We start from the raw sequence: 17,888 nt of genomic DNA, 5'->3' as shown, positions 1-17,888 counted from the left end.
TGGTTGAAAAGTCAAAATAAATCATTGTGATATAGTTGGGTATGTGCTATAATATCCAGTATTATTGACAGTGACAAATCAAAATTTTCGACACCTCAAGATTATGAATTAAAAGCAAAGAAGTTTAAGTTGACCACATTAGACATAGTGGTAGCTAAGAAAGGAGTTGTAATGAAAATAAATAATAGTAAAAATCGTTTATCTCATATTATAGCTTTTTTCGTTATGCTGCTTTTTACTATGTGCTTGACTATGAATGTGCTTCTGGGCGGTAATTATAATCTTTATGAATCATTAGATAATACAACCGTAATTGAAACGTGGACAATTTCGGAAAGTGTTGCTGCCAATCAAGATAGTGATAATACGACATATTTTAAGCCTTTATTTTTGAATAATAAAGATTCTCATACTGAAATTATAACGAAGAGTATATGCCCAATATCCATTATTGCTGCTATACCAAAAGGATTCAGCTTGTTTCCTTTTTTACTCATAGTTTTTCTTTTTATCTTTTTAACCTTATTTATATTATTGCCCAATAGTTGGACATTAATTAATCAGAAGATACGTCTGGACATTTGAATCAACTCCTTTTCAAAATCATTACAAGTATGATAGTGATTATGAGCCATTTTTAGAATTAAATAATGGCTTCCTTTTTGTATGTAAATAAGCGGCGTTTATAAACCGCATACTTATTATGAGAGTGAAACAAAGATTGATTAGGAGAAATATGAATGAAAAAAAAGTTATATAAATTATTTCTTGCGCTAATAGTAAGTCTGTCTTTGGGTTCAAATCCCATAGCACAAAATGAGATACGCAAAATGCTTGAAGCTCTTTCAGGAGCTGCTGAGACGCAGGTTCAAGAACTTGAAGAAGAGCCCGAAAAAATCGAGAAAGAAAAAGAGTTTCTAAATTATTTTTAAAATATTCTATGTTATTGCTTTCTCAAAACATAAAAATAGAACGATGTATTTTGATTTTGGGCATAAACATTGAGCCTGACGATTTGGCAGACTTGAGAAAAAGTATTAACAGGCTGGATGTTTATTGTGCTGCTAGTTCCGGATAGATTTTCCGTTTGGTTTCAATCAGGGCTCCCATAACCCGCCTCCCTTTATCGCTGACCAGATATCTTCTGGAGTGTGGGATTTTCCGGATCAATCCATGGCCCCTGAGTTTTGAAAACTCCCGGCTCATTTTCCCACGACTTTTTGCAGATTCAGCCCCTTTTTTATAGAGACTTTGTCGGATATCGCGGTTGGTAAATCCACGGATCAGATAGCGGCCATCACAAATCGTTTCGAAAAGATGGAAGGTTTCAGGGGACCATACATTATATCCACTGTAAGTTTTTCCCTTTACTTTCTTTTTCTGGCAGACATGATTGATTTCCTCTTCCACGCTTTTTTGAGGAATCACATGGCACATGGAATCTAAAAACCGTTTGTTTGCGGTTTTTGAAATCTCTGCGTACCGATAGAGGTTAGCAATGGATTTCCCCATGGGAACCCACTGCCTGGAAGCCGTTCCGTCCTTATGATGGACCTCCTTATAAACCTTAAATTCCTTTGGGTCATTGATCGTCATTTCTATCCGCAGGCAGTTAAATTTATCATACATCTTGATACTGTTGGACTTCAGCTTGAATTTAATCCTCCAGCCTACTGGGCGTTTTCGGTAATCGGAGACTGCTTCTCCCAGAAACTTTGCATTTAGTTTACGTCCCAGAAAGGAAAATACATCTGTGCATTTGAAGTCATAGAATGCGTGCCCAACCAGGGAGGGATAAAGATCCTCCAGAGCTTCACGGCTCTCAAACATCACATCGGTTGCGAACTCGCATTGGTCAACAGACCAGTGGTAACCCTGATGGAAGATGGTTTCCAGCATATCAAGATAAGGGTTTACTTTATGCGCAAAGAAATCGAGCTGGCGGCAGAGTTTTTTTGAGTCAAATTGATCTGCCAGTTCCTGTGCTTTTGGAATGTCACTGATTTCTGAAAAAGAATTATCATACATACGGTAGGTGATCCCGTTTTTATCAAACACATGCTTCATCATCTCCCTGCCGTTGATGTACACCTGGATCAGAAATGGGAACCATGTTTGGAGTTTTACATGCATGAATCCAAACTCTTTATCGAGGTAATAGAAGTAATAGTATTTACATTTGCGGGTAACGCTGCGCAGTTCCAGGAGCCCGGAGGAGTTCTTTACTGGTTGGAGCGTCTGGCATCCTTCCACAACAGATAAGATACAGATCAGTCCTTGCTCAACAGGATTTTCGAGAAGGATTTTTCGAGCGTTTTCCTCTTTTGATATTTGTGAGGAAGAGAGGTAGACCAAAGGCCGGCCTTCTTTGGCGGCCATTTTCTCAACATAAGAGACAAGGTCATTGGTCATTTGGTTTGCATAGGCAGAAAAGTCTTTGAGAAGGAGGTTCATCTGTGACAAAAAATACATTCTACCCGATACGGAAAAGAAGGGGAAAAGGTAACCTTTTATAATCATGCGGTCAAAAAACGCAAAAGTACCATTGATTTTTTTCTGGAATTGTTCTAATATAGTGTTCATAGGATCATCCTTTCGTATGAATGCTTGCAGGGGAATTTAGTTCCCGATGGATTTGGTACAAGATACCGTATATGTGCATTATAGCACGTGCATCTACGAATAGGATGATTCTTTTTGCTTTTTGGTTTGATTGCAGCCGTAGGCTGCGGTATGATATATATTATTCAGTTTCAATTTGACTAATTCAACAATCAAATATTAACAAACAAAGTAGCGCAGGAACTTAGAAAAAGCATTGCAGGACTGGAGCTGGCAAAACAGCGTGTAGCCAACGAAAAGAAAAAGCAGAACGAAAAGAAACGCAAAGCCGAGAACCACCACAAGTACATCATGGGCGATATCATTGTGAAGTATTTCCCTATCTCTAAAATCAAAGCGGAAAGCCGAGATACAGTCTTTGCAGTCTGAATATGATAGTATCGGCAAGGAGCAGACCAAGACCGTAATAGAATTAGCGTATGACGAGGTAATCAGCTACAACAAAAAGAACCTTGAGAGGGAGCTTCAGAACGAGAGCCGACAGCATAACAGGCAACGAAACAAAACGAAACGGAGGGAGGAAGAAATTTAATGCGAATTTTATTGTAAAGACAGGCTTTTCTTTGTATAATTGAAGTATGGCAGGAACAGGATATATCGTATCTTGTGTCACAGATTTTTAGAAATCGAGGTGGTAAGGTGTCAGACGATACAAAACAGACGCAGGAAGTTAAGGCAAAGCGTACCGCAAAAAACAGTGTGTTTTTAGACCTTTTTCAAGATAAAAAGAATTTGCTGAAACTGTATAAAACATTACACCCAGAGGATACAGATGCAACAGAGGACACATTGGATATTGTAACGATAGACAATGTTCTGACAGATAATCTCTATAATGATTTGGGTATAATGGTAGGTAACAACAGATTGCTTTTGCTTTTAGAGGCACAAGCCAGTTGGACGGTAAATATTTTAATCAGAATACTTCTGTATTTAGCACAGAGTTACCATGAATATTTTGAGCGAACCAGTCAGAGCCTATATAAGAGCAAGAAAGTAAAAATGCCAAAGCCCGAATTATATGTGATATACACAGGCAACAAGGGCAGAAAACCCGACACAATATCGTTGTCCAAAGAATTTTTTAACGGTGCGGATATTGATATTGAGATAAAAGCCAAAGTCATATATGAGAGCGATAAGGACAATATAATCAACGAGTACATTGTTTTTTGTAAAGTTTTTAACGAACAAATAAAAGAGCATGGAATGACAAAGCAGGCAGTTACAGAAACAATCCGTATTTGCAAGGACAGGAACATCTTAAAACAGTATCTAAGCAGCAAAGAATTGGAGGTAGTGACGATTATGATGAGTTTATTTGATGATGAGCAGATTATGAGGACTTATGCAAAAGATATGGAAAGAGAAACAACAAAAAGAAACGTGTTAACAATGATAGAAAGAGGACGTATTAAAGTGGAAGAAGTTTCTGCATTTTTCCCCGAATTGACATCAGATGATGTAGAAGAAATCGAAAGGGCGGTTATGCAACTGGCATAATCAACAACTTAATATCAATAAAACAGCGTAAAGGCGCATGGAACAGTAAATTGTAAACCATGCGCCTTTTTTGCGCCAAAAAGGAGGAGCATGAGCGACAACATTCAGACCAACACCGCAGGGCGATTAACGCTTGATGGAAATCACCTTGTCCAATCCTGTTCCGCCTCGTGAAATCGGTTTTTTATATCAGGATATACAGCCGTTCAATGACAATATTCTGAAATTTATCCATGCAAAACCTGTCGCTAACGGTGTTTCTATATCTTGAAGGAAAAGGAAACATTTACATTTTTCTCTTGACTTTAAAATCCTACATATGTAATATTGATTTTGAGACAATAGTTTAATAAATTTTTTAGCTTTAAATCCTACATATATAGTATTTCTTTTGAAGCCTATAGATAAGCGGGATTTAGAACAGATGAATGGAGGCAGATATGAGGTTTGAAGGAAAAGACAGGTACAAGCAGAAGATGGGAAGAAACTGGTTCGTTCTTCTTCTTATCGTGCTTTTGAGTATATCCGGATGTGCTGATACATCCCAGACGGAATCTGGAGATGATGAACAGGGGAACGGGGTGGCAAAGTCCGGGAAGGAGGCCCAGGAGAAAGCAGACCCAGTGATCGAGATTGGATATGAGCTTTTTAGAGATGCTGAGGAAGCAGGACGTATGGAGGATTTGGAAATGTTCCGCAGTATTGTAAACCAATTTGGCAATCATGGTTATGCGGCCGTTGACGGAAGGAACCAGATTGACATGGCAGAACCGGAGCAGGTCATCAGCTTCTGCGGGAAAGTAGACGCGAAAGAGGAAGGAAAGCTGACCATTCTTAAAATCAATGACCTGGAGGGAGTCTTGGACGGGATTGTGAAATATGACCTGAAGACAAAAGACGGACAGGTAGAAGCAACCACCAGTTATTACAAGTATAAGGATCAGGACATGGAAAAGGTGTCTACAGCCGGTTTTCATGCGGACCGGTGGGAATACACGGAGGACGGATATCTGATGTTTTCCGGCAGTTATTTTTCCGAACAGTTATATGTGCTCACTATGAGTGAAGCCAGCGAGTATGCTGCGTTTCGGGTGCTGCCTTTAGACGAAACATGCAGGGAGCTGAACCGGCAGTATATCCTTCCTGCCGGTTATGAGAGGAATAACCTGTTTCTGGTGGATTGGAATGAGAATGATTTTGGGACGTTGGATTTCTATGATCTGTATGACCTGTTTTACCCCAGGGTAAACGGCGGGCAGATCCCATATGGTATGGACGATAACTTAGGGGTCGGCGCGGTATACAGGATACCGGAGGATGAATTTGAGAACGTCATTCAAAGATATATCAACATAGACAGCGGTACATTGCAGTCAAAAACGGTTTTTTATCCGGAGGATGGGACGTATGAATATAAGCCGAGAGGCTTTTATGAAGTGGAATATCCGGAGTATCCATATCCGGAAGTAGTTCAGTATACGGAAAACAGCGACGGGACCATAACGCTGACAGTAAATGTGGTATTTCCCTATGCTGGCATCTCCAAAGTATATGCCCACGAGGTGGTGGTCCGCCCTTTGGAAGGCGGAGGGGTGCAGTATGTATCGAACCGAATCATACCGTCAGAGGAGAACCAGGAGGGAACCTGGCATAAGCCGCGTCTGACTCCGGAACAGTGGGAAGAGATGTATGGAGGCATGGAATGATCGAAAATGTGAAATGGCTGATTCAAAAAAAGGGCGTTTTCATCATAGAATTGCTGGTTATTGTTATCGCCTGTGTCATAGTTTTAAAAGGACCAAAGCAGGATAATGCAGGAGAGGAAAACATAGAGGAAATCAGGGCGCAAAAGGCAGAAGCTCCTGTTAATCATATGGAAGGAATAAATGCTGACGAGATAGACGGGGACGAAATAGATATCGGCGATATCACTGCAGAATCTTCTGGTTCCCAGACACCAGTTACCCTGGAGAGAATGGTCTGTCTTTTTACAGAGGAAGAAAAGAAGCAGATTCAGGAGACGGCTTTGACGGCAGCAGAGCAGGTAAAAGGTATCTATCAGAATATAGAGGTTGCTGACGGTCCTGCTTTTTCATCGAATATTGCAGAGTTTACAGGCGAGCAGTGTAAGGAAGTGGTCTCACTTCTTGGACAGGCGGGGGTTGTAAGCATTACGGAGGACTGCAATATGGTAAATCCGGAAAGGCTCCACGCATTTTATTCCGATTATCTGAATCAAAAAGAGTCCATGTTCACAATCTTCCAGGTGAATCCGGACGGCCTGATCGGTGCATTTACTTTCCTGTACAGGAAGGATGAACTGCAGACCTATTATGTAGGGATAGGCTGGCAGCAGGGAGGTATACCTGAGATAAGGAGTACTTTGGAAAACAGCATAGCAGAAATAAAATTAACGGAAAAAGGATATTTTATCTATTCTTATGAAATCCTGATTCCACATTCAAGCCTGCGCCAGTGCTTTAGAACAAGTCCCATATCAGATAAGTGCAGGGAATTAACCAAAAAGTATTTATCCGGCCTAAGCTATGTTAATTATAATATGCTTGTGACGAACTGGGACAGCAGCAATGTGGAGGATATTCTGATGCCTCGTATGTTTGAAGATATTTATCGCATTTACACAGGTGAGATTTTCAGAACGAAGGACAGGACTGTCCCTGCAGAAGTGTATGAACAGGTCATGACCGCATGTTTTCCGGTATCTGTAGAACAGGTACGAAAGGTATGCGGCTATGATGCAGGCAGCGGCAGTTACCCCTATGAAATGATATATGCAAGGCCATACCCGCCTTTTGGAGAAGTGGTTGATTATACGGAAAACGGTGATGGAACGATAACGCTGTTTGTCGATGGTGTATGGCCGGATTATAATTCGGATTATGCGTTTACTAATATGATTGTTGTACAGCCGTTTGAAGACGGGACATTTCGATATCTTTCTAACGTGATAGAGCAGAAGGAGCTGGAAATTCCGGTAATAGAGTGAAAGGAAGATAATATGCCGTTGCAGAAGAAATGTATTTTGGTTATTGTGTTTGTGCTTGCTGCTATTTTGTGTGCTTGCGCAAAGACTCCGGACAGGAAGGAATCTTCTTTAGAAAAAGAAACACAGAAAAGGAAAGAAGATGCAAAACAATGGGAAAAAGGCTACAATCTTCCGGTCGATGATAAGGAAAGGGAAGAGGCAGAGGAGGATTGTATCAGGATGGCGGAGGCGGTTTCTGATGTGTACACTTTATCAGACGGATTCTCTGATGAGACCATTCAGATGATGCAGGAGAAAGCCGGGGAAACAGGGGAAGCGGTCCATTCAACTCTGTTGTATTCCAATATGGAAAATTATGAGAAAATGGATGGCTTCTTGGAAGAATGCATAAAAGGAAACAGTGGATTTGCGGTAGTTTATGAGATACAGTCTGATGGAGGGATAGGAAGAAGAAAATATACGTTTGACGGGAATGATATGTATGTCCTAAGTGCAAGGGCAGCGTGGCGGGAAGACAACTATCCAAGGGTGGAGTATATTTCTTATACCAGGATAAAGGACTGGAGTTACACAGACAAGGGCTGGTTCTGCTATGAAATGTGCGTTCCCGAACCGCCGGAAGTAACGGAGATCGTGGATGGAAGCTGTCTGCTCCGGATAAGACCAATGACTGAGGAGCAAAAAGAGCTGTCTGAAAAGTGCGTCCGGGATATCGGGTATAAGGGAAATAATCTGCTGTGTTCTGATTGGGACGCAGGACATATGGAGAAATTGGATTATAATGGACTGTATGAATATCTGTATAAGATGAAATACCAGAAGACCTTTTTGTCCGCAGATGATCAGGATGGGATACCGCAGGATGAGTTTGAGAGTCTGCTCATGGAGTATCTGCCAGTGACAGCAGAACAGATACGGGAATATGCCGTATTTGATGAAGAAAGCCGGAGATACACGTGGGAACGGCTGGGATGTGGAAATTATGATCCGAATTTCTTTGGGACATCGCTTCCGGAGGTTACGGATATCAAAGAAAATGAAGATGGAACGGTCTGGGCAATCGGATTCTTGGTGACGGGATCAGGGAAATCCCAGAATACTGGTATCGGGTTGGGGGCAGATAAAAGGTTTGGATATTTATAGGATATTGACTTTAGATATTTATTCTGCTATGATGAAAGCATGTACTTGCATGAAAGGATATTATTAATGATAAAACTGCAGAGAGGGGGAATAGAATGTGGATGAGACAAGCCAGAAGATCATTGATGCGGCGATGGCGTTAGTCCGTGACAAGGGATATGTCGCAACAACCACGAAAGAAATTGCAAGGGTAGCCGGCGTAAATGAGTGTACCTTGTTCCGCAAATTTGAGAGCAAGAAGGATATTGTTTTACAAGGGGCAAACCAGGCTGGCTGGCGGGCGAATGTGACACCGGAGATTTTTGAAAATGTAGAGTGGGATCTGGAGGCAGACCTAAAAATGTTCATGGGGGCATATATTGACAGGATGACGCCGGATTTCGTGAATCTGTCAATCGGTCTGAGGGCGCCGCAGCTCTATGAGGAAACCAAAGAGCTTATTATGAAGGTTCCCCAGGCTTTTCTGAGGACATTTACCGATTATCTGAATAAAATGTGCGCGATGGGCAAAATACCGGAGAAAGATTTTGAGGCTCTGGCATTGACTGTATTTTCGGCAACATTCGGCTATACATTTCTGAATGCATCGTTCGGAAAAGAGCTTACAGAGATTGAAAAAGACAGGTACATTAATGAAAGCGTGCAGATGTTTGTAAAAGGAATCGATCCGTAAGATTTGGCGCTGTCAGAGGGCAGTGCCAAAAAAAGAAATATAATGCATGCAAGCACACGCATTGAAGAATGGAGGATGCTATGAAACAGATAACAGGTGCGGATTTATTTGTAAGGGCGCTAAAAGAAGAAGCAGTTGACACATTGTTTGCTTATCCGGGGGGACAGGCGATAGATCTGTTTAATGCACTGTATGGGGAAAAAGAAATAGATGTGATCCTGCCTCGCCATGAGCAGGGGCTGATCCATGCGGCAGACGGTTATGCACGTTCTACGGGTAAAGTTGGTGTCTGTCTTGTAACAAGCGGGCCAGGGGCTACGAATCTTGTCACAGGGATTGCTACGGCAAATTATGACAGCGTTCCGTTAGTATGTTTTACGGGCCAGGTGGCGACAAACCTTATTGGGAATGACGCCTTTCAGGAGGTAGACATTGTAGGTATTACAAGAAGTATCTGTAAATATGCCGTAACGGTACGAAACAGGGAAGATTTGGCGGAAACAATCAAAAAGGCTTTTTATATTGCAAAGACCGGAAAACCGGGGGTAGTGGTTGTTGATCTGCCAAAGGATGTCCAGCGGGCTTATGGCAGTGATTTCTATCCGGAGGAAATTGCGGTCAGAGGCTACAAGCCAAATACCTCTGTACATATGGGACAGTTAAATAAGGCGCTGGACATCTTAAACCATGCGGAGAAGCCTGTGTTCCTGATTGGCGGCGGAGTTCATATTGCCCATGCAGAGAAGGAGATGACACAGCTTGCAGAGCTGACAGGTGTGCCTGTTATTACGACAATCATGGGAAAAGGCGCAATTCCCACAACAAACAGTTCCTATGTCGGCAACATAGGGATCCATGGGAGTTATGCCGCCAATGCAGCGATCAGTAATTGTGACGTTCTTTTTTCCATTGGAACCCGGTTTAATGACCGCATTACGGGGAAAATAGAGGAATTTGCGGGAAATGCAAAGATTATTCACATTGACGTGGATGCGACATCTATTTCCCGCAATATTGATGTGGATGTTCCGATTGTAGCTGATGCGAAAAAGGCCATATGTGCTTTGCTTGAGAAGGCAAAGCCCCTTCATATCTCAGAGTGGACGGATGAAATCAGCCGTTGTAAAAAGGAATATCCGATTGATATGGGTGCGTCCGGTCTGACGCCGCAGATGATCATTCAATCCATAAATGAAGGGTTTAAAGATGCCGTTGTCGTTACGGATGTAGGCCAGAATCAATTATGGGCAACACAATTTCTTGATATCGGTGAGAATAAACAAATGCTGACATCGGGCGGCCTGGGGACAATGGGTTATGGTTTTCCTGCGGCAATCGGGGCAAAACTTGGCAATCCGCATAAGGATGTTATTGTCATATCCGGCGATGGCGGTATGCAGATGAATATCCAGGAAATGGCGACTGCGGTTGTTTATGAACTGCCGATCATTATCTGCATACTGAATAACGGATACTTGGGGAATGTGCGGCAATGGCAGGAAATGTTTTATGAAAGGCGGTATTCGAGTACATGTATGCGTTATCGGAGAAGCTGTGAGATTGGCTGCAGCCAGCCTGGTCATGATTGTCCGAAATATACGCCAGATTTCATTGCACTGGCAGAAAGCTATGGTGCAAAAGGAATCCGCGTCACAAAGGCAGAAGATATAAAAACAGCTTTAGACAGTGCAAAGCAGAATACAAAAATGCCTACGGTGATTGAGTTTATCATAGACAGAGAAGCCAATGTCCTGCCGATTGTTCCGCCGGGAAACGCCCTGAATGACATGATTTTAGAAAGAGAGGAAAACAGGGAATGAAAAAGAGATGGATTTGTCTGTTTGTTGAAAATGAAATAGGTGTACTCGCCCGTATTTCGGGTTTGTTTTCTGGAAAATCTTATAATCTGGACAGTCTGACCGCCGGAGTTACTGAGGACGGCAGCATATCACGGATGACAATCAGCCTGACAAGTGATGACCGGACTTTTGAGCAGATAAAAAAGCAGCTTAGCAGAAGTGTTGAGGTGATCAAAGTGGTAGATTATACAGATATACCTATCCACATGAAAGAAATTTTATTTGTTAAGGTGAAGCATTGTTCAGATGCGGACATAACGGAACTTTTCCGGATTTCAAAAGTATTCGGGGCTGCAATGATTGACTATGACGGCGCTACCGTCCTTTTGGAATGTACCCAGACAGAAAACAGGAATGATGATTTGATTGCATTGCTGAAAAGAAAGTTTGTGAACAGAATTGAGATTGTAAGAGGCGGAAGTGTTGCGGCTGAAGCTGTCAGTGTCTCGGAAAGATAGAGAAACCGTACAGGAGTCAGCCGCTGCTATGAAGTGAAACAATAGTATCAAGGGAAAAGGGGCTCCTGAGAAAGGCAGCCCCTTTGTTCCTGCAGGCAACGAGCCAAGTGGGCATATTTGTTGTATGGACATTTGACTTTCTATCCAGAAGCTCCTTATTGCCATATATTTATCTTAGAAAGAATGTGCCGCGTTATTTCTGCCGCGCTGCTGCCGGAGGCACCGCCGTTCGCGGCGATATTTGCTGCAAAGAACCACGTATTGTCAGGGGCTTCCACATATCCTACAAACCATCCGTTTACATCCTTGCCGTCGATACAACCGGTGCCGGTTTTTCCATAGAGGTTTCCGGCTTCGGAAGAGGACAGGAGGATAGAGTCCTTTACTGCATTAACATTTTGGATGCCAAAGCCGAGGTTGTTTTCATAAAGCTTTCGCAAAAGCTCCACCTGTTCGATGGGGGAAATCTTTAAAGAAGATTCCATCCAGTAGGGGGAGAGGCCGCCTTTGGAATTCTCATTGCCGTATCTGATTTCCCGGAGATAGCGGTCAATGCCAGAGAGTCCAAGCTGTTTATCTATTTCCTGAAAGTACCAGTTCACGGAAGCGCTCATGGCGGACTGCAAAGTCTGGTCAGCGTTCCATTCTTGGAACGAATAGAGTTCATGGTTCCATTCCATGGCGGAAGCTTCCGGTGTAGTGGCACCGGCCTCCAGCCCGAACAGGGCGTCATAGATTTTATAGGTAGAGTCAGGAGAGACCCGCAAGGCGGCACGGTCCATATCATAGATATTCCACGTATCCTGTGCCATGTTGTATAGGACGAAGCTTCCTTCGTATCCCTGAAAGCAGGAAGACAGATCTATGACGTTGATATTTTTATGAGATGTATCCCATCCATAATAATCATCCTTTGCTGCATTTGCAGACAGCAGGGGAGCCAGGCTTGTGAGGAGAACTGTTACCATCAGGAATGCCGTCATGCCTGTAAGCCGTTTCTTTGCGGTGGGCGTCTCGTAGGCGGCGATATTGAGGATACGCCGCTTCATCTGTGACATGTTTCCGCTTAATCCAGCGGAAAAGGGAAAAGCAGGGCGGGACAGCTTTTCGGCAAAATGGATCAGCGTCATTCCGTAATCCTCGTAGGAATCTGGTTCAAGCATATTCAGTACGGACGTGTCGCAGGCGATTTCCCTGTCATTTCGCATTTCCTTAAGTGCAATCCAGACCATGGGATTGAACCAGTAGAGGATTCCCGTGAGGGTCATCAGATAGCCTGCAAGCGCGTCTTTGTGCCTGTAATGCTGCAGCTCGTGCAGCAGCATGTAGCGGATCTGGTGAAGCCCGTTCATTCCGGATGGACTTGAACCGCAGGATGCTTGGCAGAGTTTGTCGGTATCTATCTTACTGTAATCGGAGATGATGTGGATGGGAAGATAGATACGCGGCCTTAGGAACCCTATGATAACCGGCGACTGCAAAAATGTGGTACTGTATATGGGAATCTCCTTTCTGATATGGAGTTCTTTCAGGCAATGGCGGTATAGTCTGCAGATTGCCGGATTTTGGAGAGGAAGGGCAGATTGTCTGATGTTCTGCAGGCGGAGGGACGATCTGGCGGTCCGCACAACCATGACAAGGATACCGGCAAGCCAGATTCCCAGTAAAATGGTTCCGGCAATGGATGGCGTCTGATTGCTTATGGAGAGAGTAAAATCATTCAGCCAGCCCGAATCTCCTGCAGGAGTCGTCACATCTCCTTGATTTACAATGTTTCCGGTATCGGGCAGGGCGGGGTTACAAAATGCCAAAAGCCGGGCAAGAAGCATTGGAAAACCTGTCAGGCGAAACGGCAGGAGGAACGGTAAGCAGGCCGAGCAGCAGAAACCACAGGTGATACTGCATCCGGCCTGACAGGATATTTCTCAATAAATGCCTGGCGGCCAGAAGGATTCCAACCAGGGCACAGATGAATAGGTTACATATAAGAAAACGAATCATAAAATCAGCCATAGGTATTGTCTCCTTTTTGTTTCCTTAACCCGGACAAGCCGGAGCGCAAGATTTCGTTAGGAACAGTTCCTGACGAAAGTTACAAACTCATTTATCCTTTTTTACAGAAAGCAGGGTGCGAAGCTGTTCAAGCTACTTGGAAACTGGTTGTTCCGGATGATTTGCAAAATATGAAGAATGGGGTAATGATGGATGCCGATGTATAATAAAACAGAGATTGGACGTATTGCACAGCAGCATGGATTTGTGAGAGATACCTTTGAAAAGGTCTTGCACTTGAAGGATGTATTGAATTATCTGAATGAAGAAGAATATCTAAGAAACCATCTGCTTTTAAAAGGTGGAACAGCTATCAATCTGGCGGTGTTCAATATATCACGTTTGTCTGTGGATATTGATATGGATTACACACCAAATGATACGAAAGAAGAAATTGTGGAAAGAATTAAGGAACATCCGATGGCAATTTGGAAATGCCAACAATAACATATTGAGTTTGAAGTGATGACTGGTAGACTGAATAATATAAAATCTGCAAAAACCGCCCTTTATTCAGCAAAAAGGGAATGATTTGTTATAGCCAGGCATTTATTTTCATATGTTCTACCTGACAGAAGAATTGTAAAGCATATTATCAGGAAGGGAGAACGATAGAGTATATGAAACGTACTTTACAGAAATGCAGCGTATGTTTTTTATCAGCGCTATCCTTGGCAGCCGTTGGGCACGTGGTTGGGGAGATGAAAGCAGCAGTGTATCCGGCCGGCAGCAGGGGAGTAAAAGTGCCGTTTGCCAGGATTGAATCCCAGGAACAACCGGGGGCGGCTGATGGGGAGCCGTATGCGTATACGGAACCGGAGTGTGTCCTGTCAATGGAAGAACAGAAAAAAATACAGAATGAAGCAGTATCGGCGGCAGAAATGTGTGCAGGTTATTATTCTGCCGAAGAGTCAGTAAATAGCAGCAAGGACAGCGGTTATGCTTCGGTTATTGAATTGACAGAACAGCAGAGAAGAGATATTGTCAATGTGTTGGGCAACAATGGAATGGTAAGTGTTTCGGATGATATGAATATGCGTAACTATGAAGATGTAGAAAATTTTTATTCCCAATACCGCATAGGGCAGGAGGCACTGGTTACAATTTACGAACCTTTTATAGACGGGACATTTTCTTCCAGAACCTTTGTCTACCGGCAGGGAATACTGCAGACCTACTATATCGGGATTGGATGGCAAGACAATGGTATACCGGTTATACAGGCTGCCAGAACCAACGATATTGCAGAAATCCGGTTGACGGAAAAGGGATATTTGATTTATACAAATGCAGTAATCGTTGCACATGGCAATTTGAAGGAGTACTACAGGGTTAAGCCTCTACCGGAAACCTGCCGGGAGCTTACCCAAAAATATGTTTCTGGACTTAGTTATGTGAGTTATATGGTGATGATAACGGATTGGGACAGCGGAAATGTGGAAGAAATTTTAAGGCCATGCATGTTTGAGGATGTTTATCGGATCCATACAGGGGAGGTATTTGTACCAGACGGTGAGGGGATCCCGGCAGAGCTTTATGAATCTATTATGATGACTTATTTCCCGGTAACAGCAGAGCAATTAAGGGAGTACTGCAATTACGATGCAGCCACGGATACATATAAATATGAAATGAGTATCTCGCAGCCTTTGCCGCCGTTTCCCGAAGTGGTGGACTATAAAGAAAATGTGGATGGAACGCTTACACTGTTTGTGGACGGTGTATGGCCGGATTATGGTTCGGATTATGCCTTTACAAATCAGATTGTGGTAAGACCGTTAGAGAATGGGGCCTTTCGTTATTTATCCAATTCCATCCAAAAACAGGAATTAGATATTCCGGTAGTGGGGAAACGGTGAGAAAATAAGACGGGGCTGTAAGATTGTAGATAATATAAGTTATTCTTGACTTAAAATCTTACAAATGTAATACTATATATAGATTATACGACCAGAAAAGGTAAGGAACGTTATGAAGTATAGTAAACAGAGAAAAATAGAATGCCAAAGGAGTTTATTTGAAAGTATCTTTTTTGTTGCCGCAGGTAGCTTTGTTGTCTTATTACTTTATTTCGGTTGTGATAAGGCAATCTCCCCTGAAAAGGAATTTTCAGGGGAGCCGCAGGAGCAGCAGGCAGAAGAAAGCAGGGAAAATGTGGATGGCAGCTCTTATGGGAAAGAAATAGAAGAGGCGGTGAGCATCCTGGAAAGCGAAGAACAGGAACAGCTTCAGGAAGCCGCAATATCAGCCGCCGAAGGATGTGCAGATTTATATAAGGACATCAAGGTGCTGGATACGACTTTTTATCAACTGGGGCAGAGGACAAAAGAACAAAGGCGGGAGACAGTCAGCCGGATGGGCGGGCTTGGATATGTTTCAGTGTCAAAAGGCATCAATATGGAAAATTATGAAGAGGTAGAAATGTTTTATTCCAGATATTCAGATGGAGAGGAGGCCCAGGTTACAATATGTGATATCTATGGGGACGGCCGGTTTGGATGCCGCACTTTTCTGTACCGTGCAGGGAAGCTGCAGGTTTACTATGTGGAAATTACATGGCAGGAAGGAGGCGTGCCCATACTGTCCCATACATCCGTATGGGATTTGGAAGAAATCAGGCTGACAGAAAAAGGGTACTTTATCTATACCAATAAAATAAAGATATCACATGGAAATTTGCGGGAGCACTACAGGATAAAACCATTAGCTGAGGACTGCAGGGCGCTGACAGAGAAGTATATATCCGGCTTAAGCTATATAGATTATAATCTGCTGACTGTTGACTGGAACGGCAGCAATGTGGAAGATATAATAATGGATACTATGTTTGGGGATATTTATCATATGCATACGGGAGAATATCTGAAAGTGCATGGAGGAAGAGTTGACGCAGAGATATTTGAAGAGATTATGACAATATATTTTCCTATAACTATAGAACAGCTTCACCATTGCTGCGGTTATGATGCGGATAGCGACACTTACGAATGTGATTTGTTTTCAGTCAGGCCATATGCGCCGTTCGGTGAAGTGGTGGACTACACAGAGAATGAAGACGGTACATTAACTCTCTTTGTGGATGGCGTATGGCCGGATTATGATTCGGATTATGCGTTTACAAATCAAGTTGTCATACAGTCATATGAGGACGGTACATTCTGCTATTTGTCAAATGTCATAGAACAGAAGGAAATGGAGATTCCGGTCATAAAGAAATGAATAATATACACAAAATACCGATACATGACATAATTTGATTACTTATAGAAAATAACTTATTTGGCGCATTTGAAAACATCTTTCCCTTTATCAACGGAAAAGATGTTTTTGAATAATACAGATAATTAGTCATTTAAAGGAAATATATACCCTAAAAATGTAAAAGAACTACTAAAAAGCTCTTCAATAATGTTTTCACTTGTGATATTTTTTTCGATGCTATTAAAATATTTCTTGTCCAAAAAATTAAAACCATATTTAGGAATACGATCACTCGTAATTATCAAATTATTTCCATAGTTCATTATATGTTGATGATAGTAATTCGCCCATTCATTATTTAAATTACTGCTTTCTCCATCAAATTCTATAAATGGTGTAAACTGATTTAATACAGTCAGATTTTCGTATTTATAAGCGCCTATGAAAATTTCTGAAAAATCAGTTTCAAATATTTGGCTATAAATTTTTCTGAAAATTGAGAGTATTGAAATAATACATGCAATATTTACTTTGCTTTTTCCAGCGTTATTAGTAAGTAGAATCCTTAGTTTTACACTTCCATCTCCTATGATTTCCATAAAATTATGAAGATTAGCTTCAACTATATTATTGGGATTTGTTACTTCTCCTACACTAAAAACGATGGAGTGACCTACCCGTGATATACTATGTTTATTATTTGGATCTTCTAAACTATGTGAAAGCTGTTTTAAATCTGCATTAATAAATTGCTCCCATACACTATCGTTATTTGTAGTTCTTAAGCTAAAACCAATATCCAGATAACCAAATAAATTAGGAAAAGAATTTATTGGTGATATTGCCAATTTTTTTTCTATTCGACTAAGTTCATGTTCTCTTTTATAATACATTTGACTTAGTCTAGTTGAATCATTGACTAGGAAGGAACCAGAAGACAGGCGTTCATATATTTTTCCGCTATTTGTTATATATGGTGGAGTAGGCCCTTCTTCAACTTTTATTACGAAAATTGTTCTTTCATCATCTGTTATAAATTTTTTGACATCAAAATTTGGTGCTGGAGACAAGGCATCATGAATCAATGTATGAATTCTTTGTTCAGTCCATTTTGTACATCCGTATATTTTTTTGTCATCCGATACACCTAAAAAAATATAGCCACCGTATGTGTTAGCTAAGGCAGATATTTCTTCTAACATCTTTTTTGTGTTTACTTGATCACTTTTGAACTCGAAATAAAAAGATTCATCTTCAGTGTTAATTGTGTTTACAATATCTTCTACTGTCAAATGTTTCCATTCTTTGTTTGCAATATTAATCATAATGTATCCTCACTTTTAGTAATCGTCTAAGTCTTTTTAATAAAA

The 17,888-nt window shown here is 41.8% G+C and carries 15 protein-coding genes and 1 pseudogene; 13 read left to right on the top strand and 3 right to left on the bottom strand.

Features of this window, described 5'->3' with window-relative positions:
- Positions 1 to 129 precede the first annotated feature (129 nt).
- Positions 130 to 585 (top strand): hypothetical protein, encoded by a 456-nt coding sequence (locus tag VSQ62_RS31215; protein WP_334638679.1) that lies wholly within the window; start codon positions 130 to 132, stop codon positions 583 to 585.
- Positions 586 to 740: 155 nt separating this feature from the next.
- The gene (locus tag VSQ62_RS31210; protein ID WP_334638678.1) at positions 741 to 932 is read left to right on the top strand and encodes a hypothetical protein; all 192 of its coding nucleotides are present in this window, start codon (positions 741 to 743) and stop codon (positions 930 to 932) included.
- Between the two features lie 121 nt (positions 933 to 1,053).
- On the opposite strand, the gene VSQ62_RS31205 is transcribed toward VSQ62_RS31210, so the two are convergent.
- On the bottom strand, positions 1,054 to 2,583 hold the full coding sequence (locus tag VSQ62_RS31205) for a hypothetical protein (RefSeq protein ID WP_334638677.1): 1,530 nt from the start codon (positions 2,581 to 2,583) through the stop codon (positions 1,054 to 1,056).
- A gap of 397 nt (positions 2,584 to 2,980) precedes the next feature.
- Between VSQ62_RS31205 and VSQ62_RS31200 the strand changes: the two genes are divergently transcribed.
- The 8 genes from VSQ62_RS31200 to ilvN all read left to right on the top strand — a co-directional run bounded on the left by VSQ62_RS31200 (position 2,981) and on the right by ilvN (position 11,265).
- Positions 2,981 to 3,154, top strand: a complete 174-nt coding sequence (locus VSQ62_RS31200) for a hypothetical protein (protein ID WP_334638676.1) — start codon at positions 2,981 to 2,983, stop codon at positions 3,152 to 3,154.
- Positions 3,155 to 3,261: 107 nt separating this feature from the next.
- Positions 3,262 to 4,125 (top strand): hypothetical protein, encoded by an 864-nt coding sequence (locus tag VSQ62_RS31195; protein ID WP_334638675.1) that lies wholly within the window; start codon positions 3,262 to 3,264, stop codon positions 4,123 to 4,125.
- Positions 4,126 to 4,565: 440 nt separating this feature from the next.
- Positions 4,566 to 5,831, top strand: a complete 1,266-nt coding sequence (locus VSQ62_RS31190; protein ID WP_334638674.1) for a DUF6070 family protein — start codon at positions 4,566 to 4,568, stop codon at positions 5,829 to 5,831.
- Complete coding sequence (locus VSQ62_RS31185) at positions 5,828 to 7,132, top strand: DUF6070 family protein (protein WP_334638673.1); 1,305 nt, start codon at positions 5,828 to 5,830, stop codon at positions 7,130 to 7,132. The genes VSQ62_RS31190 and VSQ62_RS31185 overlap by 4 nt, the downstream gene beginning before the upstream one ends.
- A gap of 12 nt (positions 7,133 to 7,144) precedes the next feature.
- Complete coding sequence (locus VSQ62_RS31180; RefSeq protein WP_334638672.1) at positions 7,145 to 8,275, top strand: DUF6070 family protein; 1,131 nt, start codon at positions 7,145 to 7,147, stop codon at positions 8,273 to 8,275.
- Positions 8,276 to 8,372: 97 nt separating this feature from the next.
- On the top strand, positions 8,373 to 8,948 hold the full coding sequence (locus VSQ62_RS31175) for a TetR/AcrR family transcriptional regulator (protein ID WP_016220659.1): 576 nt from the start codon (positions 8,373 to 8,375) through the stop codon (positions 8,946 to 8,948).
- Positions 8,949 to 9,028: 80 nt separating this feature from the next.
- The gene (ilvB, locus tag VSQ62_RS31170; RefSeq protein ID WP_334638671.1) at positions 9,029 to 10,768 is read left to right on the top strand and encodes a biosynthetic-type acetolactate synthase large subunit; all 1,740 of its coding nucleotides are present in this window, start codon (positions 9,029 to 9,031) and stop codon (positions 10,766 to 10,768) included.
- Positions 10,765 to 11,265, top strand: coding sequence for an acetolactate synthase small subunit (gene ilvN / locus VSQ62_RS31165; RefSeq protein WP_334638670.1), 501 nt, complete (start codon positions 10,765 to 10,767; stop codon positions 11,263 to 11,265). The genes ilvB and ilvN overlap by 4 nt, the downstream gene beginning before the upstream one ends.
- Before the next feature lie 155 nt (positions 11,266 to 11,420).
- Here ilvN and VSQ62_RS31160 read toward each other — a convergent pair.
- A pseudogene (locus VSQ62_RS31160) lies at positions 11,421 to 13,278 on the bottom strand (BlaR1 family beta-lactam sensor/signal transducer).
- Positions 13,279 to 13,476: 198 nt separating this feature from the next.
- Here VSQ62_RS31160 and VSQ62_RS31155 point away from each other — a divergent pair.
- From VSQ62_RS31155 to VSQ62_RS31145, 3 genes are all read left to right on the top strand, one after another.
- Positions 13,477 to 13,764, top strand: a complete 288-nt coding sequence (locus tag VSQ62_RS31155; protein WP_334638669.1) for a nucleotidyl transferase AbiEii/AbiGii toxin family protein — start codon at positions 13,477 to 13,479, stop codon at positions 13,762 to 13,764.
- Between the two features lie 173 nt (positions 13,765 to 13,937).
- Positions 13,938 to 15,176: a DUF6070 family protein gene (locus VSQ62_RS31150; RefSeq protein WP_334638668.1), complete on the top strand. Its 1,239-nt coding sequence runs from the start codon at positions 13,938 to 13,940 to the stop codon at positions 15,174 to 15,176.
- A gap of 112 nt (positions 15,177 to 15,288) precedes the next feature.
- Complete coding sequence (locus tag VSQ62_RS31145; protein ID WP_334638667.1) at positions 15,289 to 16,536, top strand: DUF6070 family protein; 1,248 nt, start codon at positions 15,289 to 15,291, stop codon at positions 16,534 to 16,536.
- 125 nt (positions 16,537 to 16,661) lie between these two features.
- On the opposite strand, the gene VSQ62_RS31140 is transcribed toward VSQ62_RS31145, so the two are convergent.
- A complete protein-coding gene (locus VSQ62_RS31140; protein WP_334638666.1) occupies positions 16,662 to 17,843 on the bottom strand; it encodes an AlbA family DNA-binding domain-containing protein in 1,182 nt (393 codons plus the stop codon).
- Between the last annotated feature and the right edge of the window lie 45 nt (positions 17,844 to 17,888).

The sequence above is a fragment of the Sporofaciens sp. JLR.KK001 genome, assembly GCF_036941055.1.
GTDB lineage: Bacteria > Bacillota > Clostridia > Lachnospirales > Lachnospiraceae > Sporofaciens.
This window is presented reverse-complemented; position numbering and strand designations above follow the sequence as displayed.